We start from the raw sequence: 24,415 nt of genomic DNA, 5'->3' as shown, positions 1-24,415 counted from the left end.
TGTGTACTGAATGTGTGACACGATGAATTACTCCGATGAATTAAATCGAAGGAACTTCAACAAGTTATCTGAGAGTAGTGGTGCCCCCACACGGACTCGAACCGCGGACCTACTGATTACAAATCAGTTGCTCTACCAGCTGAGCTATAGGGGCACTGCGGAAGCGTTTAGCCAAAAGATTCTGCCATGACAAGGGGCCAATCGTGCCATTTTTACGTCCCAATCAAACTTTATTGATTTTCACAGAAAAACTGCCTGAAAACCAAGAGGCAAAAGCACCTAAGCGCCAGAAGATAAGGAATAAATCATGCAAATCGCACTACACATAGGGGCGCACTGCACCGTTGAGGATAGGTTGCTGAAATGCTTGTTGATGAACAAAGAGATTCTGTCCGATGTCGGAACCGCTGTGCCGGGGCCTGGGCGCTATCGCCGGCTTCTTCGGGAAACGATTCAGAGTCTAAACGGCGCCACCCCTGCCCCTGATGCGCGCGAAGTGCTGCTCGATGCGATTGTCGAGGAAGATGACGTTGACCGGATCATTCTCAGCCATGAAAGTTTTATCTGTGTTCCCGCACGTATTTTTGATGGCGGTCAGCTGTACTCACAGCTCGAATTCAAACTCTCCGGTCTGCGCAGCCTACTCCCCCAAGATCAGATCGAAATATTCTTGGGCATTCGTAACCCCGCTACTTTGATCGCGGATATGTTAGGCAAGCTAGAGCTCGAACAGCGCGGCAGCCTTTTGGGCGGAATTGATCCCGCGTCTATCCGCTGGTCTGACATGATTGCGCGTGTCCAAGCGGTACTACCCAATGCAAAAATTACCGTTTGGAGCAATTAGGAAAGCCCGCTTCTTTGGGGCGAAATCATGCGCAAAATGGGGGGGCTTGAACCCCATGATCCGCTGGTCGAGGCGGATTATATGCTGTCCAAAATCATGCTATGGGAAGGCACGCGGCGTTTCCGTGCATTTATTGCCGATAACCCACCCAAAAGCGAAGCCCACCTACGCCGCAACATGGTTGCATTTCTAGACAAATACGCCCGTACCGACATGATAGATATTGAGCAACCCATCGAGCTTGCCCATTGGAACGAAGCTTACGTCCAGCATCTGACGGATGCATATGAGGCAGATATCAATGTGATTGAGCAGATGCAGGGTATTGATTTTATCGCCCCTTAGGCATCAAACGCTAAGCAGACACAAAAAAGCCCCGCGTTGGAACTGCGGGGCTTTTTCGCATGTCACTTAAAGACAGCGCTTACATACCCAGCGCTTCTTTATACATTTCGAGAACTGCTTCTTCCTCGGCAACGTCATCAGCCTCACGCTTGCGCAGCGCGATGATCTTGCGAAGCACTTTGGTGTCATAGCCACGGCCTTTTGCCTCGGCCATCACTTCTTTTTGTTGCTCTGCAATGTCTTTTTTCTCTGCATCCAAACGTTCGATCCGCTCAACAAAAGCGCGCAATTCGTCAGCCGTGACGCGGTAGCTATCGGGTTTGGTATCCATTTCCACAACATTTGAGTTAAAGTCACTCATCGCGCGTCTCCTGATTTTTACTTCCTGAATTATCCCGACCACACCTAGCCGCGCTTGCGTGGGCGCGCAATCTGCTTTAGCGCATCTGCCATGGAACAAAGCTCTACAATTTTCGAAATGGTGATCTTTGCCGGCGCAGTATTAACTGCGTTGGGGATCATTGGCATTGTCATGTTTATCGCCAGAGTTCGCGCCGCTCAAAAAGAGCAACTGGAAGACGAAGCTTTGAAAGCAAGGCTCGGCGCGCTTATGCCGCTGAACTTGGGGTCTTTTCTGGTCTCGGCAATTGGCCTCATGATGGTTGTGATGGGCGTCATCCTCGGCTGAGCACCCACCACTTCGTATCACTCAGGCAGGTGACGGAGGAGTTTTCTCGCCGCGATCAAAAGCCTCCCAGCCTTCACCACCAAACACATCAACACCAAGCTGGCTAAGCACGTGTGGAAAATCGACCATCACGTAGTTGTCGACGATCTTACCATCGACCACTTTCCAGAAATCCATATAGCGGATTTCAATGCGTTTGCCCGTCGGCTCAACACCCATAAATTTGCCAGAATGCGTGGCCTCCTGACGGCCAAAGGCCGAGGCCCATTCCCCCATGTAAAGCCGCGCTTCATCAATGCAGACCTTATCTGAAAACGCCGCTTGAAAAGGTTTTTGCCAGTTGTCCTGAAACGCGCGCAGGCCTTCTTTGGTGCCACAGCCGGTATTGCCCATCCAACGGAACCCTTCCGAGAAAAACTCGCCGATATCAACGATGCGGTGATCGTTTAATCCATCGACCATGCCTTCGATTACCGCGCGGGTACTTTCGGTTTTGGACATTTCTGTATCTTTGGTGAGCACAGCTTGCTCGGGACGGCTGCCTTTCATGTCAGGCTCCTTTTGGTTGGGTATGGACATGGCGCAAAATGTAACGCAATGCTTCGCAGATAGCTGATTTTACACATAAAACAACTGGAGAACGCAGATGACTTATGCCGCCATGAAAGCCCGCACAACCGCGCTTTTGGATGCGCTGGTTGCTGGTGCGCCGGTCGAAAGTGCGTATGTGGAACACTTTGCGTACCGCCATTCCGGACATGGAACGCCGCACACAAATGGTACTTGGCGGGCCAAACTTACCAGACGCGCGGGTCACAACCGAGCGCGCCGCCGATTTGGTTGCTTGCAGTGGTGTTCTGCAGGGCACCATGCGCGGCGATCTGTTGGGCATTCCCGCTACCCATGGTACAATCAGCATCAGATTTTGCGAAGCCCATGAGCTACGCGATGATAAGATCGTTCAATCATGGGTCATGTTCGATCTTCTGGACCTGATGCGCCAAGCCCAATGCTGGCCTCTTCCCCAATCGCTCGGCGCTGAGGCCCAATGGCAGCCGCCTGCAACTGGGGATGGCGTGCGTTTAAGCACCTCAACAACCGACAGTAGCGCAATGGATACGGTGCTCAAAATGCACGGCGCTCTGGGAAATTTTGATGGCAAATCACTCGATAGTATGAACCACGGCCATTACTGGACCGATGCGTTTATGTGGTACGGACCCGCTGGCATTGGCAGCACCCGAGGGCTTGAGGGTTTTCGCGTCCACCATCAAATTCCCTGCTTGCGCGCCTATAATGACCGTGAAGGTGCCGGACACTACATTCGGATCAGTGACGGGCCCTACGCCGTGACCGGAGGGTGGCCATCGGTGCGCGGCACGCACACCGGCGAATGGCTCGGCATGGCCCCAACCGGCCGCATGATCGAAATGCGTGTGATGGATTTCTACCGCCTTGAGGGCGACAAGATTGCCGAAAACTGGGTTCCGATGGATGTCATTCACATCGCGCTTCAGATGGGCGTAGACCTGTTTGCGCGGGTCCACCACATGACAGGGCAACCTGATTTGACGTTATAAGCGCCCCCGATTGCACCCCACATACCCCTTCGTTCATTTCGAGTAGACCTCTGCGCGTTTCCAACTTAGACATTGCTTATGGATTTACGCGTTCTCACCCCTGACTTTGCCGTGGCACCCCAGATTGAGCCACAAGACCTTTATGCCGTGGCCGAGGCAGGCTACAAAACCGTTATCTGCAACCGGCCAGACGCAGAAAACCCCGCCTTTCTGCATGTTGAGGAAATGCAAAAAGCGGCAGACGCAGCAGGACTGACGCTGCTCTTGAACCAATTCGCTAGCCCAATGCTTTCTATGGAACACGTGACCAAACAAGCTGAATTGCTGCAATCGGCTGAAGGCCGTGTATTTGCCTATTGTGCAAGTGGAACGCGCTCAACCATGGTTTGGTGCCTCGCCATGGCGGGTCAGCTACCGACTAATGACATTATCGAGGCTGCTGCGCGCGGTGGCTATCAAATGGAAGGTCTGCGCCTGCAAATTGAGGCGCTCGCCAAGACTTAGTAACTATTTCAGCAAGCGGCTGATATTGATCTGGTAGGTGCCACAACTAACACCAGCTCATCCATAGCAAAACCGCCACTTAGTTCATTCTGGTAGCGGTGGAAAGTCTGGCATGGGCGGGAAGTCTGGCATCTCGCCATCACCAAGCGGCGGCAGATCTGGCATGTCCAGCGGCGGCAAGCTTTCCGCATCTAATGCATCCGGTGATCCTGCAATCTCAGCAGTTTGCACAGGTGCGGCGTCATCCGCTGGCTCAAGAAGATCATCAGAAAGAGGCGCGCCATTCTCGGGTAGAGACAGCCCAACATCAGGCAAGTCTTCAACAGTAGTGAACCCTTCAAGCGCACCCGGAAAGCCGGGACCTGGTGTCTCTGCAGATTTATCAAAACTGCTCGGCAACTCGGGAATTCCGCCCATCGCGGTTTGCTCGGACGACAACCCAGCAAGCCCTGTCCCACCGTACCCACCAGCGCCATGTAGAGGCTCCATCTGCTCGGTCGTAGTGTCGTGGCCAAGGCGCACAGCCTTTGACCCATTGATCATGCCCAACATCCCGCAGGCAACAACGTGGCCCTCTGCTTCTAGGCGCATTTGTCTTAGTGCGTTGCGCGGAATGTTAACACAATCACCAACCTTTAAAGCCCGCAACGCGCTGTAAGGCATGGTAACACGGTGCAAAACGGCCCTAAGCGAAACCCGCCCATCGCCCAAAATATCACGCGGGCTGCGCGCGTCATCCAGCGCGATGATCGGCGCCTCAACAGGCGGCTCGACTACCACAGGAAATGCAAAGGTGATATCACCGGATTTCGCGCCCAGATTAAAATCGACCGTCATGCGGATGATATGAAAATCACCACTTTCAAGAGCCAACGGGACAAGCCGTTTCTCGGCAAAGACTGCACCGATATCAAAGGGTGCTGCGCCGTCAAATATCTCAGGTTGCTCGGCCAAGGCGTTCAGAATTTCTTGGGTAAACGGTTGTGCCAATCGCGCGTCCGTACGTGTAGCTGCCCGCTCAGGCGCTGCAGCCGGCGACACTTTTCCCGTAAGTTGCACTTCAACAAGTGCAGCGATTGCGCCCAAAGAAATGCACATCAACCCGCGCTGCCCACCAGCCCCCTCAAGAAGACGCATCATCAGGCCGTCTTCAAGCGTGTCCAACAGGCTTTCAAGGGAAACCACATCAAAACGCATGTTTGACGTTGCCACATCAACATCATGACAGCCCTGCCCCGCGCGAGATACCAAAAGGCGCAGGGCGCGTTCTTGTAGCCCTGTGGTATCGACCTTGTTCAGGTTCGGTTTGATTTTGCGCCGCAATGCAGGCTGCGGTGACGGCGTGCTCATGCCATTTGGTCCTTACTGCGCCCGTTTCGGGAGCTTAGACCACAGGGCGGTTACCAAATCGTTGACGCGGCTATTTGATTGCGAATTATGACGGCCTACGCTCCTAAGGCAGCTATTTTGCCAACGTGACCCGAAACGCAGCCCCGTCTTGGCCCGGAAGATACTCAATTGTCCCGCCAAGTTTGCCAACGATTTCGCGACAAATCGCAAGCCCAAGCCCTGCCCCACCCGCACGTGCGTGATCCGTCAGACGTGAGAACTTCTCAAAAATAACAGCTTGTTGCGCAACACCGATCCCGCTTCCGTTATCGATAAAATCAACCTGAACAGACGGCCCCAAATCTGCGATCTTGATGCGCAATTCCGGCTTGCGCGCATCGCAGTATTTTTGCGCGTTCGTGATAAGATTGATGAAGACCTGCGCCAGACGATCAGGGTCGGTGGCCAGCATGATCGCCTCATTCGCGCGGTTGCGTTTGATGTGCATTTGCGAGCCCGAATTCACACAAGCGTCGATGGCACGGTTGATCAGTTGTTCAAGGCGCGCGTTCTCGATATTGAGGCTAACCTGACCATTTTCCAACACGGCCAAATCCAGCAAATCATCCAAAAGTCGCGTCAGGCGCCGCGCCTCATCATGAATAATGTCCGCGTAACGGGTCCGCTCTGCGCCGTTCACATCCCCCTCGCGCAAGATCTCGGAGAACGCGCGGATAGAAGTCATTGGCGTGCGTAATTCATGGCTGATCTGGCTCAAAAACGCATCTTTTTGCACCGACAACGCAGTCAGCTTTTCATTCGCATTGCGCAATTGACGGGCAGTGCGTTCCAACTCGGCCGATTTCACCTCAAGCTGGTTGGAGTATTCTAGCATTTGCGCCGTTTCATCTGCCACGGCCATGAGTTCTTCGACAGAAACCGAGGAGCCGCCCGTGATCTGCCCCATCATCGCGTGGGCCGTTGCCGCACCAACCGAGCCCGCCAAGCGGCGCTCAAGCACAGTGATGAAGTCTGGCGTAATGTCGGGCAAATATCCTTCTTTACCCTGCTTTCGCGCCACTTGTGTAAAGAGCCTTTGCGCATCACGCCCCCCAATGATGCGCTGCGCCATCACAAGCAGATCTTCCGCCTCAATCGCGGCACCGCGCCAACCACCCGTTTCTTCAGCAAGGTCAAACACATTCACAAATGTCGTAGCCTGCAACCGCTCAACAGGATTGGGGAAACTACAGATCGAGGCGATAATGAAAGCGGACGCATTCAGCAGCATCGTCCAGAAGACCGAATGCACAATCGGATCAAGGTGCGTCACACCCAAAAGTGCATATGGGCGCAGCCACTCAATTCCGAAAAGCCCATCACGCACGATGCCAGAATACATGTTCGTGTCCGCAAACAGTGTAGGCAGCAGCAGCGTATACATCCAAATGCTGAACCCCACGATCAACCCAAGGGCCGCACCCGTGCGCGTGCCGCCGCGCCAAAAAAGCCCCCCGATCAACGCAGGCAGCACCTGTGCAACCCCAACGAACGAGATGAGGCCGATGGACGACAGCGCCACAGTGCCGCCAGAAACCGCGTAGTAGATGTAGCCCAGCAACAGCACCGCCACGATCGACAGCCTACGCGACACCAACACCACCGCCCGCACATCACCCGATACCGTGGCCCCGATGTTTTGCGCACGCAAATATAGTGGCATGACCATGTTGTTCGACACCATGGTGGCAAGCGCCAATGCCGCCACAATCACCATGGACGTGGCCGATGAGAACCCACCCAAGAACGCCAAAAGCGCCAGCCCATCTGCCCCTTGGGTGAGCGGAATGGTCAACACGAACAGGTCAGGATTGGACCCTTCGGGCAACAACTCCAATCCGACAACGGCGATGGGCACAACGAAAAGGCTCATCGCCGCGAGGTAGAGAGGAAAAGCCCAACTTGCGATACTCAGATTATTCTCATCTTCGTTCTCAACCACAAGCACCTGAAACATGCGCGGCAAACAAATGAACGCTGCTGCTGACAAAAACGTCAGGCCAATCCATCGGGAGTTATCCACATTAAATTGAGCAATTTCAGATGCATCTATCCGGTTCTTAATGTCAGCGGCCCCGTCTGCCACGCCCCACACGACGAATATGCCCACAGCGATCAGCGCGAACAGCTTTACAACCGCCTCAACAGCAATGGCCGTGACCACCCCGTGATGGCGTTCGTTCACGTCCAGATTACGCGTCCCGAATAAAATCGCAAAAAGTGCAAGGCCGATAGCCACCCAAATCCCCGTTGTTTTGGCCACATCAAGCGGGCCAAGGGGCGTGTTGCTGGCGAATGCGGCAAACGAAAGGGACACGGATTGAAGTTGCAGCGCGATGTAGGGCGTGGTTCCAATCACCGCAAGCACGGTCACAATTGCCCCCACCAAGTTGGACTTACCGTAACGCGATGACAGCAAGTCAGCGATGGACGTAATCCGTTGGGCCTTGCCGATCTGAACCAGCTTGCGCAACAGCCACCACCAGCCAACCAACACCAGGGTCGGTCCAAGATAGATGGTCAAGAATTCAAGACCCGAACGCGCCGCAAATCCGACAGCGCCGTAAAATGTCCAAGCGGTACAATACACAGAGAGCGAAAGCGTATAAACCCACGGGGACCGTGCCCACCCGCTGTGCCCGCGTGCGGCACGATCTTCGGCGACAAAGGCTACAATAAATAAAAGCACCACATAGCCGAGCGACGCAAGGATCAGCAGGTTGAAGCTCATCCCAACGGGTCCTCAGCGATTGGTTTTTCGGCCTCGCGGGTAGTATGTGGCGTTCTATTGAATAGCGCCACAAGAAGGACAGACATCCCGATTAGCGCAAACCAGCTAAAGAAAATGAAAAGCCCCAAGCTTGAGGTTTGTGCAGGTTGCTCGGGCGTACCCAACAGCAGCGGCATAAAAAACAGAACAACACCCGCTATTGGCAACAGCTTAATGGCATCCCCGATACGTCGGCGCCGATATGTGTCGCGCTGTAAAAAGACCGTTTTGGGCAAGCCAGCCATGGGTTACTGCGCGATCAACGTGTTAAGGGCGTCACGGACATCGCGGTTTGCAAAGGGCTTTGTCATAAACCGGTTCGCCCCTGCCTCAATCGCCATATCGCGGTCTTTTTGTTGTCCGCGCGCGGTCAGCATCAAAACAGGCACTGTGTTCTGACCAGCGCGCAATTCTCGCAGAATATCAAAACCAGATTTGTTGGGAAGCATGACATCAAGCACCACCACATGGGGCGCGATATCGGTGATTGCGCCAAGCGCTGTCGCACCGTCCGAGTGAGTTACAACGCGCCAATCATCGCGCTCCAGCACAAACCGCAACGCCTCCATAATGTTTGGCTCGTCCTCCACCAACAGGACGGTCTTCGTCTCACTCATTCATGTTCCCTCCCCGGAACCGCTGCCAACGCATCTTGATTTGTGCATTTGACGAGCCTGCTCAGTTGTACCCATCCACGCGCTGTTGTCAAAAGGCACTTAGCGTATCGGTCAATACTGACGGCTCGCGGCGGACTGCGCATTCCGAGACCGCACAAATACGGCAACTGGGGCCAACTTTTTCCGCCTCCGAGGGCGGCGCAGTCGTGTCTGCGGCAATCAACATGGTCGCTTCATAGATGGCAGGTCGGTCAAAATCGCCCATAACAACGGGGGTGGAGACCGCAAAAGTGCGCATGGCAGGCCGCGATGCCCCGACCTGCTGAACCACTGCGCGCAGGGGCTGCATTGGCTGGTTCAGCGCACGAAACATGGGCCAAAGCGCACAAGGCGCCCCTACCCGCGGCACATCAAAGCCCGCGACGGGCTTTCGGTAAATCAATGCGCCAGAGGCATCACAAATCACCAATCCCATCGCGAACGGGGCTTTGTCTTCGGGGATATGGGCCAAACGACGCAACACGACCTCAAGGGGCATTTGCAACCGCGCCGCCAAGCGCACAGGGTTCAGCTGCGTCTGCCCTGCCTCACCAGCAATGTCAGCATCAAGTGCCTTGAGCAAAGTAGACATAGGCAGAAGGCCCGCGTCTTGCTGATAGCGTTGCAACACCACGCGCAAAAGGCCAGCCGCTTGCGGGCTGCGCAAATTCGCCTCACCAATCAGTGACGTCACAACACCTTGCGGTGCAGCGGCGCCCTCAAGCGCCTCAAAGCTAAAGCCACGATCCTCAAGAACGCGGTCAACTTCCTCTTGGGGCGAGCCAAGAGTTGCAGAAGCATCCGCCGCCCCATCAAGATAGTTGGCCAACGATTGCGCGCTTTCCGCAAGGCGGCGGCTGTCGTTGAAAATGTTCCGCTCAAATCTTTTGCGCCACTTGGGATCAAGCTCATCTTCTTTAGACAAGATCGAGCTGGACGAACGGATCGACGTCACCGTGGTGATCACGTCATGTAGCGAAGTCGACAAAAACGGATCGTGGGACAAACGGTCCGAAAGCGTATCAACGATGTGATTAAGCGAGCGGATTTTCTGGTGCTGCTGTGCAATCAGGTCCGCCCATGTCGGAAACCGACCCGCAATTTCTTCCAGCTGCTCAGTATCAAGCGACACGCCCAACTGCGCCGCCTCTGCCGACGCTGCAGCACCTTGAAGTGCGGCCACTTTACTGGCCTCAGCCCCGTCAGTCAGAGCCGTAACCTCAACAGACAGGGCGCGAGCAAGCTCCGTCAGCAATTTGCCCGCGATTCTGCGCCTGTTGTGCTCGATCAAGTTAAGGTACGAGGCGCTGATCCCGATAGACTTGGCCAAATCACCTTGCCTAAGCCCCAAACTCATCCGCCTTTCACGGACGCGGCTCCCTGTCAGCGATCTCATATTCATAATTAATATCCAGACATTCCAACGGCTTTCTGCAGGTGCGAGAAAATCAATTTACAGTATGCACAAGTATATTGTGATTTTCTTTACAAATAAATCGTTTTGTTACCGACATTTGTTGTATTCTTAACAAAGCCGCCTAAGCTGCTTGAAGCACATAAGTGCATGGTGTTGCCGGTCGGGGAGGAAACGGGCGGCAACTACCAACAAAACTAAGGGAGGACTTAGATGTCTAATTCTAATCTGACACGCCGTGGCGTGATCAAGACCGGCGCAGTTGCCGGCGCAGGTTTGGCTCTGCCTACATACCTGAACGCTGCTGGCCACTCTGGTTTCACTAACGCGCCGACAGGCAGCACAGTGACACTTGGCTTCAACGTACCACAAACCGGCCCATATGCGGACGAAGGTGCTGACGAGCTGCGCGCATTTGAACTTGCTGTTGAGCACCTGAACGGTGGCGGCGACGGCGGCATGCTTAACACATTCAGCTCAAAAGCACTCGAAGGTAACGGCATCTTGGGCAAGAAAGTCGAGTATGTAACAGGTGACACACAGACTAAGCCCGATGCGGCACGTGCCTCTGCACGCTCCATGATCGAAAAAGACGGTGCTGTCATGATTTCCGGCGGCTCTTCTTCCGGTGTTGCGGTTGCTGTTCAAGCGCTCTGCCAAGAAGCGGGCATCATCTTCATGGCGGGCTTGACGCACTCAAACGACACCACTGGTAAAGACAAGAAAGCCAATGGCTTCCGTCACTTCTTTAACTCATACATGACCGGTGCGGCGCTTGCTCCAGTGTTGGGCGCCAATTTCGGCAATGACCGTAAGGCCTACCACCTGACAGCGGACTATAACTGGGGTTACACCACAGAAGAAGCTGTTCGCACATCAACCGAAGCGATGGGTTGGGAAACTGTTGCGGCTGTTAAAACACCGCTGGCACAGACTGACTTCTCTTCATACGTTGCTCCAGTTCTTAACTCCGGCGCCGATGTTCTGGTTCTGAATCACTACGGCGGAAACATGGTTAACTCCCTGACGTCTGCTGTTCAGTTCGGTCTGCGCGCTGCACAAGCAAACGGCAAGAACTTCGAAATCGTTGTGCCACTCTACTCACGCCTGATGGCGAAGGGTGCTGGGAAAAACGTTGCCGGCATCTTTGGCTCGACCGGCTGGCACTGGTCACTGACTGACGAAGGCTCAAAAGCATTCGTTAAGTCATTCGGCACAAAATACGGCTTCCCACCAAGCCAGGCTGCGCACACATGCTACGTGCAAACCCTACTGTATGCGGATGCTGTGGCACGTGGCGGCTCGTTTAACCCGTGTTCGGTGGGCGAAGCCCTCGAAGGATTTGAGTTTGACGGCATGGGTAACGGCAAGACGCTCTACCGTGCTGAAGATCACCAGTGCATCAAGGACGTGCTCGTTGTGAAGGGGAAAGAGAACCCAGAAAACGAGTTCGACTTGCTGGAAATCGTGGAAGTGACGCCGGCCAGCCAGGTTACCTACGATCCATCAATCTTCGGCGGCGATCTGGGTTCATGTAACCCAGGGGCATAAGCCTTAGACATTCGTCCTGTCCGCCACGCAGCTGCACCGGCGGACAGGACACCTAAAACTTAACAATACATGACTAAATCAGGCAAGTGTTGCCTGTAATCTGGGAACCTCAAGGGGGGGCCAAATGGACCAGTTTATCCTGCAAATCCTGAACGGACTGGACAAGGGCAGCGCATATGCGTTGATTGCTCTTGGCTTGACGCTCATTTTTGGCACCTTGGGTGTCGTGAACTTCGCTCATGGGGCATTGTTTATGATGGGCGCGTTTTGCGCTGTGACCCTGAGCCGCTTGCTCACGCTGAGCCGCACAACTGTGGACGAAACACGCACAGACTTTTTAGGCAACCCCCTCAAAGTTGAGGTGCCATATCTTCATGACATCTTCGGCGAAAGCCTAGGCGCATCGATTATCGACTGGGCTGTGCCGCTCTCGATCTTGTTCGCTATCCCAATCATGATCGGGATTGGTGTGATCATGGAGCGTGGTTTGATCAAGCATTTCTATAGCCGCCCCCACGCTGATCAGATCCTTGTGACGTTCGGTTTGGCGATCGTGATTCAAGAAATTATTAAATATTATTTTGGCGCAAACCAAATCCCAACACCCGCTCCCGAGGCGTTTACCGGCTCGTTTGATTTCGGTACAATTCTGGGGTTTGAAGCCAACAAAATTATCTACCCTTATTGGCGGATTATCTATTTCCTATTCTCTATGGTGTTAATTGCTTGCGTGTTTGCCTTCTTGCAGTTCACGACATTCGGTATGGTTGTGCGCGCCGGTATGGCTGACCGTGAGACTGTCGGGCTTTTGGGCATCAACATCGACCGCCGCTTTACCATCATGTTTGGTATCGCCGCCGCCGTCGCAGGGCTAGCGGGTGTCATGTACACGCCGATCAACCCACCGAACTACCACATGGGCATGGACTTCCTCGTGATCTCCTTTGTTGTGGTTGTTGTTGGCGGCATGGGCAGCTTGCCCGGCGCAGTCTTGGCTGGGTTCTTGCTCGGCATCCTAGAGAGCTTTGCCTCCCTGCAAGCCGTGATTGAGGCGGTGCCTGGTATCAACCAGATCATCATCTACCTCGTCGCCATTATAATTCTATTGACACGTCCGCGTGGCCTTATGGGTCGCAAAGGCGTGATGGAGGACTGATCCCATGTTCGGAATAGCCAAAAAAGACGCTAACCTTTTATTGATCGTGGCAGGACTTGTATTGTTTGCTCCGTTCATTTTGAACCCCTTCCCCTCTGACAGTGCGATGGCACAGTTTAACGCGGGCTACCCTGACCTGATGCAGCGCTTTCTAATCTTTGGCATCTTTGCCATTGGTTTCAATATCTTGTTTGGTCTGACCGGATACCTCTCATTCGGTCATGCCGCATTCCTCGGCGTGGGCAGCTACGCTGGTGTTTGGATGATGAAACTTCTGACAATTAATGTGATTCCAGCCATTCTGGTTTCGACTCTTGTTGCAGGTGTCTTCTCAATCGCGATTGGCTACATCAGCTTGCGACGCTCCGGCATCTATTTCTCCATTCTGACGCTAGCGTTTGCACAGATGTCCTTTGCTCTAGCCGCTTCAGTTTTGCAGGGTGTGACTGGAGGTGAAACAGGCCTTCAAACAGCGCTCAACGATCCACGCATCCTTGATACTGCCTCCACAGGGGGCAACATTCCCGCTCCTGCAATATTCGGCATGCAAATGCGCGATAGTGCAGAAATGGTTTTAGGCGGTTGGACCTTCACGTTTAACGTGGGCTACTACTTGTGCGCCGTCGTGATGATCTTGGCGTTCTACACCGCGATCCGTATCTTCCGCTCACCTTTCGGTCTGATGTTGCGTGCGATTAAATCAAACCAACAGCGTCTGAACTACACAGGCCTCAACACACGGCCCTATATGTTGGCATGCTTTGTCATCTCAGGTATGTACGCTGGCCTTGCTGGTGGTCTGATGGTTGCAATGGACCCGCTTGCAGGCGCAGAGCGGATGCAGTGGACTGCATCTGGTGAGGTTGTTTTGATGACCATCCTTGGCGGCGCAGGCACATTAATCGGACCCGTTCTGGGCGCGGGTATGATCAAATACTTCGAGAACATCTTCTCCAAAATCAATGGAACCGTGCTGCACCAGTGGTTTGCCTTTATGCCTGATGGCCTCGAAGATGTGATTGTTGCAATGATATACCCGTTTATCGGTAAAGGCTGGCACCTAACACTTGGTATCGTATTCATGCTTGTCGTTATCTTCCTGCCCGGTGGTTTGGTTGAAGGCGGACAGCGCGTCGGTGCAATGTTCAAACGCAAAGCGAAGGCCGATGAAAAATCATCCGCCGACGTCGAACCCGCAGAATAAGGAGCCTGAATTATGGGTATTCTAGAAGTCAAAGGGGTCAACAAACGTTTCGGCGGTCTGCAAGCCCTTGGTGATGTTAACCTCAGCGTTGCAGAAAACAGCGTCCACGCAATCATCGGTCCAAACGGAGCGGGTAAATCCACCCTCCTGAACTGTCTGATCGGTAAACTGATCCCCGACACGGGATCGGTCACTTTCGAAGGGCAATCGGTCTTGGGCCGCACGCCCTTCGAAATCTGCCAAATGGGCATTAGCCGTGTGTTCCAAACGCCTGAAATTTTCACAGATTTGAGCGTTATGGAAAACATGTTGATCCCCTGCTTTGCCAAGCGTGACGGTGCATTTGCGATGAACGCCATCGGTTCTGTGACATCACAGGCTGAAGTGCAGGACAAAGCGATGCAAATGCTTGAGGACATGAACTTGGCCGATAAACGTCACATGCTGACGGGCTCCATGTCGCGCGGTGATAAACGCCGCCTCGAGATTGCGATGTGTTTGTCACAAGATCCACGTCTGCTGCTGCTCGATGAGCCAACAGCCGGCATGGCGCGTGCAGATACAAACAACACAATCGACCTTCTTAAGCAGATCAAAGAAGAGCGCGACATCACAATCGCGATCATCGAACACGATATGCACGTTGTTTTCTCACTGGCAGAGCGGATCACCGTTTTGGCACAAGGCACACCGTTGGTCGAAGATACGCCCGAAAACATTAAGGGCCACCCGAAAGTACGCGAAGCCTACCTCGGCGAGAGCGTGGATTAAGGGAAGGATACAGAACAATGAATGTAAAACCCGACTTCAGCAAAAACGCCAACCAAGCCGCGACTGCACCAGCATTCCTCAGCGTTTGGGACATGCACGCCTACTACGGCGAAAGCTACATCGTGCAAGGCGTCAGCTTTAACGTCCACGAAGGTGAAATCCTCGCACTCTTGGGCCGCAACGGTGCTGGCAAAACATCAACCCTGCGCTCCATCGCGCGCATGGGTGACCCCGAAGTACGCAAGGGCGAGATTTGGCTCGACCACCAGCCGCTTCACCAAATGTCCAGCCACCAAGCTGCCGGTGCGGGTCTGGGCCTTGTGCCAGAAGACCGTCGCATCATCCCCGGCTTGACCGTTGAGGAAAACATCACACTGGCACAGATTGCACCGCCCATCGGTTGGTCCCATGAGCGCCTCTACGAGATGTTCCCACGCCTTGGTGAGCGTCGCAAACAAGAGGGCATTACCCTATCGGGTGGTGAGCAGCAGATGCTCGCGATTGCCCGTGCACTTGCCCGCGACATCAAAGTGCTGCTGCTTGATGAGCCTTACGAAGGTCTTGCACCCGTCATCGTCGACGAGATCGAAAAGACGCTGATGACTATCAAAGAGCAGGGCATCACAACTGTTATCGTTGAGCAGAACGCTGTGCGTGCTCTTGAGTTGGCCGACCGTGCGGTGATCCTTGATACTGGTGGCATCGTCTTTGACGGCACCGCTCAAGAGGTTCTGGAAAACGCCGAGCTGCGCGCTGAGTACCTCGCGATTTAAGCACCTCACCTTCATGTGCGCCGCGCCTGCGCCATCACAAAACTGGTGTTTGGCGCGGCGCACATACCCCACTCGTTCTATTTATTCTGTACAGTCCCCTGTGGCGCTGTCGTAATCGCTCCCTGACCAATTGATTGAAGGAGGCTGACAAAATGTCTGACCTGAGCCCCTCACCCGAATTTGCAAAAAACGCCCATATTGATGCGGAAGGCTATGCCAAGACATACGCCGCAAGCATCGCCGACCCCGCCGCGTTCTGGGGCAAGGAAGGCAAACGCATCGATTGGATCAAGCCATTCACTGAAGTCAAAGATGTCGATTACACACTGGGTCAAGTGAAAATCAATTGGTACGCAGACGGCACGCTGAACGTGGCCGCCAACTGTATCGACCGCCATCTTGCGACACGCGCCAACCAAACTGCGATCATCTGGGAGCCTGACAGCCCGACGGACGAAGCCAAGCACATCACCTACCAAGAGTTGCACGACAACACCTGCCGCATGGCGAATGTGCTTGCAGATCTTGGCGTCACCAAAGGTGACCGCGTTGTGCTGTACCTACCGATGATCCCCGAAGCTGCCTATGCCATGCTGGCCTGCGCACGGATGGGTGCGATCCACTCAATCGTGTTTGCTGGTTTCTCACCGGATGCGCTGGCATCACGGATCAACGGCTGCGAAGCGAAAGTTGTGATTACCGCTGATGAAGCCCCCCGCGGTGGACGCAACACTGCGCTGAAATCCAACACCGACAAAGCACTTGAAAGCTGTGACGCAGGCGTGAAGAGCCTTGTGGTAAAACGTACAGGTGGTGACGTAGCGTGGACTGACCGCGACGTTGATTACAACGCCTTGGCCGCAAAAGCAGACACCAGATTCGCCCCCGTTGAGATGGGCGCCGAAGATCCGCTGTTCATCCTTTATACATCCGGCTCAACCGGTCAGCCGAAGGGCGTTGTGCACACATCAGGCGGATATCTTGTCTATGCGGCAATGACCCATCAGTACACGTTCGATTACCACGACGGCGACGTCTATTGGTGCACCGCGGACGTGGGCTGGGTCACGGGCCACAGCTATATCGTCTACGGCCCTCTCGCCAATGGCGCGACCACAGTGATGTTTGAAGGCGTGCCGACGTATCCCGATGCCAGCCGTTTTTGGCAGGTTTGTGAAAAGCACAGCGTAAACCAATTCTACACTGCCCCAACGGCCATCCGCGCCTTGATGGGGCAAGGTAACGAGTTTGTGGAGAAATGCGATTTGTCAGCGCTCAAGATTTTGGGCACGGTTGGTGAGCCGATCAACCCAGAGGCATGGAACTGGTACAACGACGTTGTCGGCAAAGGTACCTGCCCCATCGTTGACACATGGTGGCAAACAGAAACGGGCGGTCACTTGATGACACCGATGCCTGGCGCAACAACCCTTAAGCCGGGATCGGCGCAACAACCGTTCTTCGGCATTGAGCCTGCGGTTCTGGATGCAACCTCTGGCGAGGAGATCCACGGTAATGACGTTGAAGGCGTTCTGGTCATCAAAGACAGCTGGCCGGGTCAAATGCGCACTGTTTGGGGTGACCATGAACGTTTTGAGAAGACGTATTTCTCAGACTACAAAGGCTACTATTTCACAGGTGACGGCTGCCGCCGCGACGCAGACGGTGATTACTGGATCACCGGCCGTGTAGACGACGTGATCAACGTATCCGGCCACCGAATGGGCACGGCGGAAGTTGAAAGCGCATTGGTCGCGCATGCCAAAGTCGCCGAAAGCGCTGTTGTGGGTTATCCTCATGACATCAAAGGCCAAGGTATTTACGCCTATGTCACCCTGATGACCGGTGAAGAACCATCAGACGCGCTTCGCAAAGAGCTTGAAACATGGGTACGTTCAGAAATCGGGCCAATCGCCAAGCCGGATCTGATCCAATGGGCACCGGGTTTGCCAAAAACGCGCTCAGGCAAAATCATGCGCCGTATTTTGCGCAAGATCGCCGAAGATGACTTTGCGACACTGGGCGACACCTCAACACTTGCGGACCCAAGTGTGGTGGACGATCTGATCGAAAACCGGATGAACCGAAAAGGCTAAGCCACATTCGGATCCCCTTCATCGAAAACGTGATCAGCACCTGCATGTGAAAACAACATGCGGGTGCTTTCCCTTGGGAAAACCTTGGCCTATACACGACCGGAATAAGTGGTAATAGCCCACGGGAAGATCAGAGGGATAATAAGATCATGGCGAAGAAACCCCACGAGACAGATGTTGAGTTTATTCAGGCACTTGCAGCTCTTTTGAATGAAAACGAACTGACTGAATTGCAGGTAAAACGCGACTACGGCGAGAACGACAGCCTAAACGTGCGTGTGAGCAAACAAACAAATGTGGTCCAAGCCGCAGCCCCTGCAATGGCCGCCGTTGCAGCACCAGTTGCCGCAGCGCCAGCGCCCGGAGCAGCAGCCCCCGCGGCAAGTGCCCCCGCGGCAAGTGCCGCCAGTGAGGACCCATCCGATCACCCCGGCGCAGTGGCGTCGCCCATGGTCGGCACAGCGTATCTGCAGGCCGAACCCGGTAGCCCCGCGTTCGTAAGCGTGGGCGCACAAGTCAACGAAGGCGACACCGTGTTGATCATCGAAGCGATGAAAACGATGAACCACATCCCTGCCCCGCGCTCAGGCACCGTGAAACGCATCTTGGTTGCTGATGGTGACCCAGTTGAGTTCGGCGCACCTTTGATGATCATCGAATAAGGCAGTCAGCATGTTCGATAAAATCCTCATTGCGAACCGCGGCGAGATTGCCCTTCGCGTCATCCGTGCTTGCCGCGAGATGGGCATCGGCAGTGTTGCCGTGCACTCAACAGCTGACAGTGACGCGATGCACGTACGCATGGCCGACGAAGCCATCTGTATCGGGCCGCCCTCGTCTACTGACAGTTACCTGAACGTCGCCGCGATTGTGGCCGCCTGCGAAGTAACCGGCACCCAAGCGATCCACCCCGGCTATGGCTTTTTGTCTGAAAACGCTAATTTCGTGCAGATTTTGCAGGATCACGGCATCACCTTCATCGGCCCCACAGCCGAGCACATCCGTGTGATGGGTGACAAAATCACAGCCAAAGACACAATGAAACGCCTTGGCGTGCCATGTGTTCCAGGCTCTGACGGTGGCGTGCCTGATCTTGAAACCGCGCTGCAAGTTGGTCGTGACATTGGTTATCCGGTGATCATCAAAGCAACTGCGGGTGGCGGCGGCAAAGGCATGAAAGTGGCCAATTCCGAAGAGGAAATGACCAATGCTTTCCGCACTGCACGGTCTGAAGGCAAAGCAAACTTCGGCAACGATGAAGTCTATATTGAGAAATATCTCGATACACCGCGCCACATCGAAATTCAGGTGTTTGGCGACGGTAAAGGCAAAGCCGTTCACCTCGGAGAGCGCGACTGTTCACTGCAACGCCGCCACCAAAAGGTCTTTGAAGAGGCGCCCGGCCCCTCAATTGACGCTGAAACGCGCGCCAACATCGGGGAAATCTGTGCGAATGCTGTCGCCGACATCAACTATATCGGCGCAGGGACAATCGAGTTTCTTTATGAGAATGGCGAGTTCTACTTCATCGAGATGAACACCCGCCTTCAAGTAGAACACCCTGTTACTGAAGGCATCTTTGGCGTTGATCTGGTCCGCGAACAAATCCTTGTGGCGGCCGGCGAAGATATGACGTTTGGCCAAGACGATCTTGAGATCAACGGTCACTCCATCGAAGTTCGGATCAACGCAGAGCGCCTGCCAAACTTTGCGCCCTGTCCCGGCAAGATCACCCAGTATCACGCGCCCGGCGGCTTAGGTGTGCGCATGGATTCCGCCCTCTACGATGGCTATTCAATCCCGCCCTACTACGACAGCTTGATCGGTAAACTGATCGTCCATGGACGCGACCGTCCCGAAGCCTTGGCTCGTCTCAGCCGCGCCTTGAGCGAGCTGATTGTTGACGGTGTCGATACGACTGTTCCGCTCTTTTACGCACTTCTGGCAGAGCAAGACATTCTGGATGGTAACTATGACATCCATTGGCTTGAGCACTGGCTGGAAACAAACTTGCAGGGCTAACCTCTTGAAAACATAATACATCTGGCCAGTTGAAAGACTGGCCCTTTCTTTTTGGGCCAAGCTGGCGCACTCTACGCAAGAAAGGCTCATGTCACATGCCAAAGGACAAACTCAGCTCCGATCTGGTGCTTCAAGCCTACCGCTCGGGTATTTTCCCGATGTCGGAAGGCCGTGAAGTCAATGAGATCTTCTGGGTTGACCCACGTCAGCGCGGCATCTTCGAGCTGGACCGTTTTCACATCTCACGGTCGCTCGCAAAAGCGATGCGCACCACACTGCATGGCGTCACCCTTAATCGGGCGTTTGAAGAGGTCGTTGATCAATGTGCGGCGCGAAGCGAAACGTGGATCAACGCGCAGATCAAGGAGCTGTACCTCGAGCTGCATACCCTCGGGGATGCCCACTCAATTGAAGTACGCGGCGAAGACAACACCCTGATCGGCGGTGTCTACGGGGTAGCCATAGGCACTGCGTTTTTTGGCGAAAGCATGTTTTCGAACGCGACTAATGGCTCAAAAATGGCACTCGCCTATTTGATCGATATGCTGCGGACGCAAGGATTCAGCTTGTTTGATACTCAATTTCTCACAGATCACCTCGCCAGCCTTGGTGCTGTCGAAATCCCACGTGCAGAATATCACCGCCGCCTTGGTATGGCGCTTTCTCAGAGTGCTAATTTTACATTTACAGACGGGCGTGCGCCAAGCCCTCAGGCTGTTTTACAGCGCAATACCCAGACGTCATAGCGTGGGTGTTCTAGCGCATTCAGCGCCGGTGCAGAGGCAATCATCCAACCGTCAAACACCGGATCACTGGCCCCTTGCGCGCGCACGGTAATCAGCGCGAAGGCATCGCCCGTCGGGTTTGACGTCGGGTACCGGCATTCGCGCAATTGCACATTAATCAAGCCCTTTTGAGCCGACTGACCTGATGCAAGGTCAAAGTCTGACACAGTACCGTTGGTTTTATCGAGAACGCGTAGCGTACCGCCTGTTGCAGTCTCAGCAGATTGCGCAAAACTGGCAGACGCAGAGATAAATAGCGCAGCTAGAGAACGCCAAATCACTGTCATTCAGTTGATCCACCGACAAAACGCAGCAGCAGTGTGATAAGACTAACGGCGCTTTGGGTGTCTTCGACCTCATCGCCACTGGCAAAGTAGAATTCTGACCCACCGGGGGAAATGTTGACGAAGTTACCGCCAAGCAGACCCTCAGATTCAATTGAGATTGCACTATCATCGGGGATTTCAACACCGTCTGCGATCGCCAGTGTTGTTTCAGCGCGGTACGTGACTGGGTTCAAATCCATCGCCGTGACAGCGCCGATCTTGACGCCAGCCAGTCGCACATCTGTTCCAACCGCGACACCATCCGCGCTGCGAAAGCTTGCTTGCAGAGTGAATTGGCCGCCTGAGTTTACACCAAAGCCTGTCAGGCCTGCTGCATAGATCAAAAAGGCCGTAGCTGCCGCCAGAACGACGCCACCAAGGGCAATTTCACCGCGGGAATACGTCATGCAAACACCTTTGCCTATTTACAGAAAAATCGGTCAGAACCCTGCGACTTACTCCGGCGTCCACGCCTCGTAGTCGCTACGCGGGGCTGGATCACCTTTACGGATAGAACCTGCCGGCGCATAAGCAAGCGTTGTACCGGTTAGGTTCGGTAGGTGCTCTTTTTCCCATGGTTTGTGTACCAGTGGCGCATCTGTAGGGGTTTCATTCCACGTGTGGTGGAGCCAACCGTGCCAGTCAGGATCAACCCGTGAAGCTTCGGCTTCCCCGTTGAAAATTACCCAACGGCGCACGGCGTCTTTGCTTTGATAAAACTTATTTCCTTGGGAATCTTGGCCGACCAAAGTACCTTTGCGCCACGTCCATAGCTGTGTTCCGAGTGTTTGTCCGTCCCACCAAACGGCGGCCCGTTTCAAGAAGTTCAAAATACCCATGGGTGCCCTCTTTGATCTGCTTGCCTTGCTATGCCGCATTTGTGCCCCAACGTCTAGGCAGATTACGTCTTGCATACGATCTGCGCGGTGCGCTTAGGCCAGTGCTGTAACTTCGATCTCAATCCGGAAACGGGGGTGCAAAAGCTTTGCTTCAATCACCGTGGCCGCTGGCGGATTATCACCGAACGCCTCAGAAAGCTGCGGCCAGCAGGCCTCAAACTCTGTGATGTCGGGCAAATAATACGTCACGCGCACGGCTTTCGAGATGTCGGAACCTGCCTCAGTCAGCGCATTCTTGATGGTCTCAAGCGCAGAACCGCATTGGCTGACAACGTCATCACCTTGACCAACGGTACCGGCGACAAACGCAAATCCAGCCGCAACAACAGCGCGGCAATAACCAATCTTGGCTTCAAACTCTCCGCCGGACTGTATGCGCTTGATCATGCGGTTGCATCTTCTTTGGTTTTTGTATCACCGTGGATCAGCAAAGGTTCTACATCGGAATTAACAGCTTCTTCATTGACCACCACCTCGGTGACGCTTTCCTGACCTGGCATGTCAAACATGGTATCAAGCAAGATATCTTCGAGGATCGAGCGCAGACCACGCGCACCAGTTTTACGCTCAATCGCGCGCTTAGAAATGGCGGACAACGCATCGTCAGTGAAGGTCAGCTGAACGTCCTCAAGCTCAAACAGACGCTGGTATTGCTTCACCAGCGCGTTCTTAGGCTGGGTTAGAATAGTGACCAGCGCGTCTTCGTCCAAGTCTTCAAGCGTCGCGATAACGGGCAAGCGGCCAACAAATTCCGGGATTAGGCCAAATTTAAGTAGATCCTCAGGTTCGAGGTCTTTGAAATACTCACCCACAGTCTTTTGGCTTTCGTCTTTGACGTCAGCCCCAAAGCCCATCGCAGATCCCTTGCCGCGCTGCGCAATGATCTTATCAAGGCCTGCGAACGCCCCGCCGCAAATGAACAGAATGTTGGTTGTATCCACCTGCAAAAACTCTTGCTGTGGATGCTTGCGCCCACCTTGGGGCGGCACAGAAGCAACTGTACCTTCCATGATCTTCAGCAAAGCCTGCTGCACGCCCTCACCTGACACATCGCGGGTAATTGACGGATTATCAGACTTGCGCGTAATTTTATCAACTTCGTCGATGTAGACGATGCCGCGCTGTGCGCGCTCGACGTTGTATTCGGACGCCTGCAGCAGCTTCAAAATAATGTTCTCAACGTCTTCACCAACATAACCGGCTTCGGTCAATGTGGTGGCGTCGGCCATGGTGAAGGGCACATCAAGAATGCGCGCCAAAGTTTGGGCGAGAAGTGTTTTACCGCACCCCGTTGGCCCGATCAGCATGATGTTTGATTTCGCTAACTCAATGTCAGAGCCGTTGCCCGCGTGGTTCAGTCGTTTGTAGTGGTTGTGAACCGCTACCGACAGCACCCGCTTTGCCTTGGCTTGACCAATGACGTAATCGTCCAACACACCGCAAATCTCGAGCGGTGTCGGCACGCCTTCGGATGACTTCAGACCAGTCGCTTTTGTCTCTTCACGGATGATATCCATGCACAATTCAACGCATTCATCACAAATGAATACCGTTGGACCCGCGATAAGTTTGCGCACCTCATGCTGCGATTTACCGCAAAAGCTGCAGTAAAGTGTGTTCTTTCCGTCGCCGCTTGCTTGGTTGGTCATAGTATCATCCTTTGGGGGCGTGTCCCCCGAGTTGCGTTTGGTGCCATCTAGAAGTCGCCCCATGCTAAGACAGGCAAAAATCGGCTACAATGCGAAAATGCCCCTATTTCGAGAAATTGGGGGCATTCTTCTAATCGTTTAAGCGGTGTTGCAATCAAAGGTTAACAAGGGCTTAACACATTCATGTCCTACCCAAGTCTTCCGATGGAAAAGCGTCACTACGCGTCGTCACCTTTGGAGCGGTTTTCAACGATCTCGTCGATCAAGCCCCAGTCTTTTGCCTCTTCGGGCGACATGAAGTTATCACGCTCAAGCGCTGCCTCGACGTCTTTCAACTTGTTGCCCGTGTGCTTGACGTAGATCTCATTCAAACGGGTTTTCAGTTTTTGTGTTTCCTGAGCGTGGATCATGATGTCTGTCGCCTGCCCTTGGTATCCGCCGGAAGGTTGGTGAACCATCACGCGGCTGTTTGGCAGAGAAAAGCGCATGCCTTTTTCGCCAGCCGTCAACAGAAGCGAGCCCATGGACGCCGCTTGCCCGATCACGAGTGTTGATACCTTGGGGCGGATATACTGCATGGTGTCATAAATTGACAAACCTGACGTCACCACACCGCCTGGTGAATTGATGTACATACTAATCTCTTTGGACGGATTTTCAGCCTCAAGGTGGAGCAACTGCGCCACGACAAGCTGTGACATGCCATCATGTACGGGGCCGTTCAAAAAGATGATCCGCTCCTTCAAGAGGCGCGAGAAAATGTCATAGGCGCGTTCGCCACGGCTGGTTTGCTCAACAACCATGGGGACAAGGTTCATATATGTTTCGACTGGATCTTTCATGGGAATGCCTCATCCTGCATGTGTGTGCCACTACTTAGTAGCCTCAATTTACCAAGATAAGATTAGGGCGCGTGATAGCGGGCTGCAAGGCGGCGCGAGGCTTTTTGTTGAAACCACTTCATGGCGCGTTATCTGCCGCCCATGACACAAA

At 54.0% G+C, this 24,415-nt stretch carries 27 protein-coding genes and 1 tRNA gene; 14 read left to right on the top strand and 14 right to left on the bottom strand.

Annotation, left to right across the window (positions count from 1 at the left end; translation table 11 throughout):
* Positions 1 to 78 precede the first annotated feature (78 nt).
* Positions 79 to 154, bottom strand: a tRNA-Thr gene (locus ACTF5M_RS09210).
* A 153-nt stretch (positions 155 to 307) separates the two neighbouring features.
* Between ACTF5M_RS09210 and ACTF5M_RS09205 the strand changes: the two genes are divergently transcribed.
* On the top strand, positions 308 to 844 hold the full coding sequence (locus tag ACTF5M_RS09205; RefSeq protein WP_438960720.1) for a hypothetical protein: 537 nt from the start codon (positions 308 to 310) through the stop codon (positions 842 to 844).
* A gap of 27 nt (positions 845 to 871) precedes the next feature.
* Positions 872 to 1,189 carry a hypothetical protein gene (locus ACTF5M_RS09200; protein ID WP_438960719.1) on the top strand — a complete coding sequence of 106 codons (318 nt, stop codon included), beginning with the start codon at positions 872 to 874 and terminating at the stop codon, positions 1,187 to 1,189.
* A gap of 79 nt (positions 1,190 to 1,268) precedes the next feature.
* On the opposite strand, the gene ACTF5M_RS09195 is transcribed toward ACTF5M_RS09200, so the two are convergent.
* Entirely contained in the window at positions 1,269 to 1,550 is a 282-nt protein-coding gene (locus tag ACTF5M_RS09195) for a DUF2312 domain-containing protein (RefSeq protein WP_074842187.1), read from the bottom strand.
* Positions 1,551 to 1,640: 90 nt separating this feature from the next.
* Between ACTF5M_RS09195 and ACTF5M_RS09190 the strand changes: the two genes are divergently transcribed.
* Positions 1,641 to 1,877 (top strand): hypothetical protein, encoded by a 237-nt coding sequence (locus ACTF5M_RS09190; protein WP_438960718.1) that lies wholly within the window; start codon positions 1,641 to 1,643, stop codon positions 1,875 to 1,877.
* Between the two features lie 21 nt (positions 1,878 to 1,898).
* On the opposite strand, the gene ACTF5M_RS09185 is transcribed toward ACTF5M_RS09190, so the two are convergent.
* Positions 1,899 to 2,426, bottom strand: a complete 528-nt coding sequence (locus ACTF5M_RS09185) for an ester cyclase (RefSeq protein WP_438960717.1) — start codon at positions 2,424 to 2,426, stop codon at positions 1,899 to 1,901.
* Positions 2,427 to 2,566: 140 nt separating this feature from the next.
* Between ACTF5M_RS09185 and ACTF5M_RS09180 the strand changes: the two genes are divergently transcribed.
* Together ACTF5M_RS09180 and ACTF5M_RS09175 are read left to right on the top strand one after the other, a co-directional pair.
* Entirely contained in the window at positions 2,567 to 3,457 is an 891-nt protein-coding gene (locus tag ACTF5M_RS09180) for an ester cyclase (RefSeq protein ID WP_438960716.1), read from the top strand.
* A gap of 78 nt (positions 3,458 to 3,535) precedes the next feature.
* Positions 3,536 to 3,961 carry a TIGR01244 family sulfur transferase gene (locus ACTF5M_RS09175; RefSeq protein WP_438960715.1) on the top strand — a complete coding sequence of 142 codons (426 nt, stop codon included), beginning with the start codon at positions 3,536 to 3,538 and terminating at the stop codon, positions 3,959 to 3,961.
* Positions 3,962 to 4,045: 84 nt separating this feature from the next.
* Here ACTF5M_RS09175 and ACTF5M_RS09170 read toward each other — a convergent pair whose 3' ends face one another.
* The 5 genes from ACTF5M_RS09170 to ACTF5M_RS09150 form a co-directional block, all read right to left on the bottom strand.
* Complete coding sequence (locus ACTF5M_RS09170) at positions 4,046 to 5,311, bottom strand: FliM/FliN family flagellar motor switch protein (RefSeq protein WP_438960714.1); 1,266 nt, start codon at positions 5,309 to 5,311, stop codon at positions 4,046 to 4,048.
* A gap of 112 nt (positions 5,312 to 5,423) precedes the next feature.
* The gene (locus ACTF5M_RS09165; RefSeq protein WP_438960713.1) at positions 5,424 to 8,081 is read right to left on the bottom strand and encodes an ATP-binding protein; all 2,658 of its coding nucleotides are present in this window, start codon (positions 8,079 to 8,081) and stop codon (positions 5,424 to 5,426) included.
* The gene (locus ACTF5M_RS09160) at positions 8,078 to 8,365 is read right to left on the bottom strand and encodes a hypothetical protein (RefSeq protein WP_438960712.1); all 288 of its coding nucleotides are present in this window, start codon (positions 8,363 to 8,365) and stop codon (positions 8,078 to 8,080) included. The genes ACTF5M_RS09165 and ACTF5M_RS09160 overlap by 4 nt, the downstream gene beginning before the upstream one ends.
* A 3-nt stretch (positions 8,366 to 8,368) precedes the next feature.
* The gene (locus tag ACTF5M_RS09155) at positions 8,369 to 8,737 is read right to left on the bottom strand and encodes a response regulator transcription factor (protein WP_048599971.1); all 369 of its coding nucleotides are present in this window, start codon (positions 8,735 to 8,737) and stop codon (positions 8,369 to 8,371) included.
* An 88-nt stretch (positions 8,738 to 8,825) separates the two neighbouring features.
* The gene (locus tag ACTF5M_RS09150) at positions 8,826 to 10,172 is read right to left on the bottom strand and encodes a helix-turn-helix domain-containing protein (RefSeq protein ID WP_438960711.1); all 1,347 of its coding nucleotides are present in this window, start codon (positions 10,170 to 10,172) and stop codon (positions 8,826 to 8,828) included.
* Positions 10,173 to 10,403: 231 nt separating this feature from the next.
* Between ACTF5M_RS09150 and ACTF5M_RS09145 the strand changes: the two genes are divergently transcribed.
* The 9 genes from ACTF5M_RS09145 (at position 10,404) to aat (ending at position 20,509) form a co-directional block, all read left to right on the top strand.
* The gene (locus ACTF5M_RS09145) at positions 10,404 to 11,741 is read left to right on the top strand and encodes a substrate-binding protein (RefSeq protein WP_438960710.1); all 1,338 of its coding nucleotides are present in this window, start codon (positions 10,404 to 10,406) and stop codon (positions 11,739 to 11,741) included.
* Between the two features lie 124 nt (positions 11,742 to 11,865).
* Positions 11,866 to 12,897, top strand: coding sequence for a branched-chain amino acid ABC transporter permease (locus tag ACTF5M_RS09140; RefSeq protein ID WP_438960709.1), 1,032 nt, complete (start codon positions 11,866 to 11,868; stop codon positions 12,895 to 12,897).
* 4 nt (positions 12,898 to 12,901) lie between these two features.
* A complete protein-coding gene (locus tag ACTF5M_RS09135) occupies positions 12,902 to 14,101 on the top strand; it encodes a branched-chain amino acid ABC transporter permease (protein ID WP_438960708.1) in 1,200 nt (399 codons plus the stop codon).
* A 12-nt stretch (positions 14,102 to 14,113) separates the two neighbouring features.
* A complete protein-coding gene (locus tag ACTF5M_RS09130; protein ID WP_438960707.1) occupies positions 14,114 to 14,872 on the top strand; it encodes an ABC transporter ATP-binding protein in 759 nt (252 codons plus the stop codon).
* Positions 14,873 to 14,889: 17 nt separating this feature from the next.
* The gene (locus ACTF5M_RS09125) at positions 14,890 to 15,645 is read left to right on the top strand and encodes an ABC transporter ATP-binding protein (protein WP_438960706.1); all 756 of its coding nucleotides are present in this window, start codon (positions 14,890 to 14,892) and stop codon (positions 15,643 to 15,645) included.
* Positions 15,646 to 15,797: 152 nt separating this feature from the next.
* Positions 15,798 to 17,741, top strand: coding sequence for an acetate--CoA ligase (acs, locus tag ACTF5M_RS09120; RefSeq protein WP_438960705.1), 1,944 nt, complete (start codon positions 15,798 to 15,800; stop codon positions 17,739 to 17,741).
* Between the two features lie 149 nt (positions 17,742 to 17,890).
* Complete coding sequence (accB, locus tag ACTF5M_RS09115; RefSeq protein ID WP_438960704.1) at positions 17,891 to 18,403, top strand: acetyl-CoA carboxylase biotin carboxyl carrier protein; 513 nt, start codon at positions 17,891 to 17,893, stop codon at positions 18,401 to 18,403.
* A 10-nt stretch (positions 18,404 to 18,413) separates the two neighbouring features.
* A complete protein-coding gene (accC, locus tag ACTF5M_RS09110; RefSeq protein WP_438960703.1) occupies positions 18,414 to 19,763 on the top strand; it encodes an acetyl-CoA carboxylase biotin carboxylase subunit in 1,350 nt (449 codons plus the stop codon).
* 95 nt (positions 19,764 to 19,858) lie between these two features.
* A complete protein-coding gene (aat, locus tag ACTF5M_RS09105) occupies positions 19,859 to 20,509 on the top strand; it encodes a leucyl/phenylalanyl-tRNA--protein transferase (RefSeq protein ID WP_438960702.1) in 651 nt (216 codons plus the stop codon).
* Here aat and ACTF5M_RS09100 read toward each other — a convergent pair.
* From ACTF5M_RS09100 to ACTF5M_RS09075, 6 genes are all read right to left on the bottom strand, one after another.
* Entirely contained in the window at positions 20,473 to 20,835 is a 363-nt protein-coding gene (locus ACTF5M_RS09100; protein WP_438960701.1) for a DUF2155 domain-containing protein, read from the bottom strand. The two genes, aat and ACTF5M_RS09100, sit on opposite strands and share 37 nt — an antisense overlap.
* Entirely contained in the window at positions 20,832 to 21,281 is a 450-nt protein-coding gene (gene mlaD / locus ACTF5M_RS09095) for an outer membrane lipid asymmetry maintenance protein MlaD (protein WP_438960700.1), read from the bottom strand. Before mlaD ends, ACTF5M_RS09100 begins: the two co-directional genes overlap by 4 nt.
* 48 nt (positions 21,282 to 21,329) lie before the next feature.
* Positions 21,330 to 21,713, bottom strand: a complete 384-nt coding sequence (locus ACTF5M_RS09090) for an NADH:ubiquinone oxidoreductase subunit NDUFA12 (protein WP_438960699.1) — start codon at positions 21,711 to 21,713, stop codon at positions 21,330 to 21,332.
* Between the two features lie 93 nt (positions 21,714 to 21,806).
* Entirely contained in the window at positions 21,807 to 22,160 is a 354-nt protein-coding gene (locus ACTF5M_RS09085; protein WP_438960698.1) for a Rid family hydrolase, read from the bottom strand.
* Positions 22,157 to 23,422 carry an ATP-dependent Clp protease ATP-binding subunit ClpX gene (gene clpX / locus ACTF5M_RS09080; protein ID WP_438960721.1) on the bottom strand — a complete coding sequence of 422 codons (1,266 nt, stop codon included), beginning with the start codon at positions 23,420 to 23,422 and terminating at the stop codon, positions 22,157 to 22,159. Before clpX ends, ACTF5M_RS09085 begins: the two co-directional genes overlap by 4 nt.
* 218 nt (positions 23,423 to 23,640) lie before the next feature.
* The gene (locus tag ACTF5M_RS09075) at positions 23,641 to 24,264 is read right to left on the bottom strand and encodes an ATP-dependent Clp protease proteolytic subunit (RefSeq protein ID WP_048599986.1); all 624 of its coding nucleotides are present in this window, start codon (positions 24,262 to 24,264) and stop codon (positions 23,641 to 23,643) included.
* Positions 24,265 to 24,415: the final 151 nt, after the last annotated feature.

This window comes from Nereida sp., from assembly GCF_965655635.1.
Classification (GTDB): domain Bacteria; phylum Pseudomonadota; class Alphaproteobacteria; order Rhodobacterales; family Rhodobacteraceae; genus Nereida.
The sequence above is the reverse complement of the archived record's forward strand: the minus strand, read 5'-3'. Positions and strand labels throughout refer to the sequence as shown.

Excerpts from the sequence above, each read along its gene's own strand:
- ACTF5M_RS09205 (WP_438960720.1), top strand. The coding sequence starts at position 308 with ATGCAAATCGCACTACACATAGGGGCGCACTGCACCGTTGAGGATAGG.
- ACTF5M_RS09200 (WP_438960719.1), top strand. The coding sequence starts at position 872 with ATGCGCAAAATGGGGGGGCTTGAACCCCATGATCCGCTGGTCGAGGCG.
- ACTF5M_RS09195 (WP_074842187.1), bottom strand. The coding sequence starts at position 1,550 with ATGAGTGACTTTAACTCAAATGTTGTGGAAATGGATACCAAACCCGAT.
- ACTF5M_RS09190 (WP_438960718.1), top strand. The coding sequence starts at position 1,641 with ATGGAACAAAGCTCTACAATTTTCGAAATGGTGATCTTTGCCGGCGCA.
- ACTF5M_RS09185 (WP_438960717.1), bottom strand. The coding sequence starts at position 2,426 with ATGAAAGGCAGCCGTCCCGAGCAAGCTGTGCTCACCAAAGATACAGAA.
- ACTF5M_RS09180 (WP_438960716.1), top strand. The coding sequence starts at position 2,567 with ATGCGCTGGTTGCTGGTGCGCCGGTCGAAAGTGCGTATGTGGAACACT.
- ACTF5M_RS09175 (WP_438960715.1), top strand. The coding sequence starts at position 3,536 with ATGGATTTACGCGTTCTCACCCCTGACTTTGCCGTGGCACCCCAGATT.
- ACTF5M_RS09170 (WP_438960714.1), bottom strand. The coding sequence starts at position 5,311 with ATGAGCACGCCGTCACCGCAGCCTGCATTGCGGCGCAAAATCAAACCG.
- ACTF5M_RS09165 (WP_438960713.1), bottom strand. The coding sequence starts at position 8,081 with ATGAGCTTCAACCTGCTGATCCTTGCGTCGCTCGGCTATGTGGTGCTT.
- ACTF5M_RS09160 (WP_438960712.1), bottom strand. The coding sequence starts at position 8,365 with ATGGCTGGCTTGCCCAAAACGGTCTTTTTACAGCGCGACACATATCGG.
- ACTF5M_RS09155 (WP_048599971.1), bottom strand. The coding sequence starts at position 8,737 with ATGAGTGAGACGAAGACCGTCCTGTTGGTGGAGGACGAGCCAAACATT.
- ACTF5M_RS09150 (WP_438960711.1), bottom strand. The coding sequence starts at position 10,172 with ATGAGATCGCTGACAGGGAGCCGCGTCCGTGAAAGGCGGATGAGTTTG.
- ACTF5M_RS09145 (WP_438960710.1), top strand. The coding sequence starts at position 10,404 with ATGTCTAATTCTAATCTGACACGCCGTGGCGTGATCAAGACCGGCGCA.
- ACTF5M_RS09140 (WP_438960709.1), top strand. The coding sequence starts at position 11,866 with ATGGACCAGTTTATCCTGCAAATCCTGAACGGACTGGACAAGGGCAGC.
- ACTF5M_RS09135 (WP_438960708.1), top strand. The coding sequence starts at position 12,902 with ATGTTCGGAATAGCCAAAAAAGACGCTAACCTTTTATTGATCGTGGCA.
- ACTF5M_RS09130 (WP_438960707.1), top strand. The coding sequence starts at position 14,114 with ATGGGTATTCTAGAAGTCAAAGGGGTCAACAAACGTTTCGGCGGTCTG.
- ACTF5M_RS09125 (WP_438960706.1), top strand. The coding sequence starts at position 14,890 with ATGAATGTAAAACCCGACTTCAGCAAAAACGCCAACCAAGCCGCGACT.
- acs (WP_438960705.1), top strand. The coding sequence starts at position 15,798 with ATGTCTGACCTGAGCCCCTCACCCGAATTTGCAAAAAACGCCCATATT.
- accB (WP_438960704.1), top strand. The coding sequence starts at position 17,891 with ATGGCGAAGAAACCCCACGAGACAGATGTTGAGTTTATTCAGGCACTT.
- accC (WP_438960703.1), top strand. The coding sequence starts at position 18,414 with ATGTTCGATAAAATCCTCATTGCGAACCGCGGCGAGATTGCCCTTCGC.
- aat (WP_438960702.1), top strand. The coding sequence starts at position 19,859 with ATGCCAAAGGACAAACTCAGCTCCGATCTGGTGCTTCAAGCCTACCGC.
- ACTF5M_RS09100 (WP_438960701.1), bottom strand. The coding sequence starts at position 20,835 with ATGACAGTGATTTGGCGTTCTCTAGCTGCGCTATTTATCTCTGCGTCT.
- mlaD (WP_438960700.1), bottom strand. The coding sequence starts at position 21,281 with ATGACGTATTCCCGCGGTGAAATTGCCCTTGGTGGCGTCGTTCTGGCG.
- ACTF5M_RS09090 (WP_438960699.1), bottom strand. The coding sequence starts at position 21,713 with ATGGGTATTTTGAACTTCTTGAAACGGGCCGCCGTTTGGTGGGACGGA.
- ACTF5M_RS09085 (WP_438960698.1), bottom strand. The coding sequence starts at position 22,160 with ATGATCAAGCGCATACAGTCCGGCGGAGAGTTTGAAGCCAAGATTGGT.
- clpX (WP_438960721.1), bottom strand. The coding sequence starts at position 23,422 with ATGACCAACCAAGCAAGCGGCGACGGAAAGAACACACTTTACTGCAGC.
- ACTF5M_RS09075 (WP_048599986.1), bottom strand. The coding sequence starts at position 24,264 with ATGAAAGATCCAGTCGAAACATATATGAACCTTGTCCCCATGGTTGTT.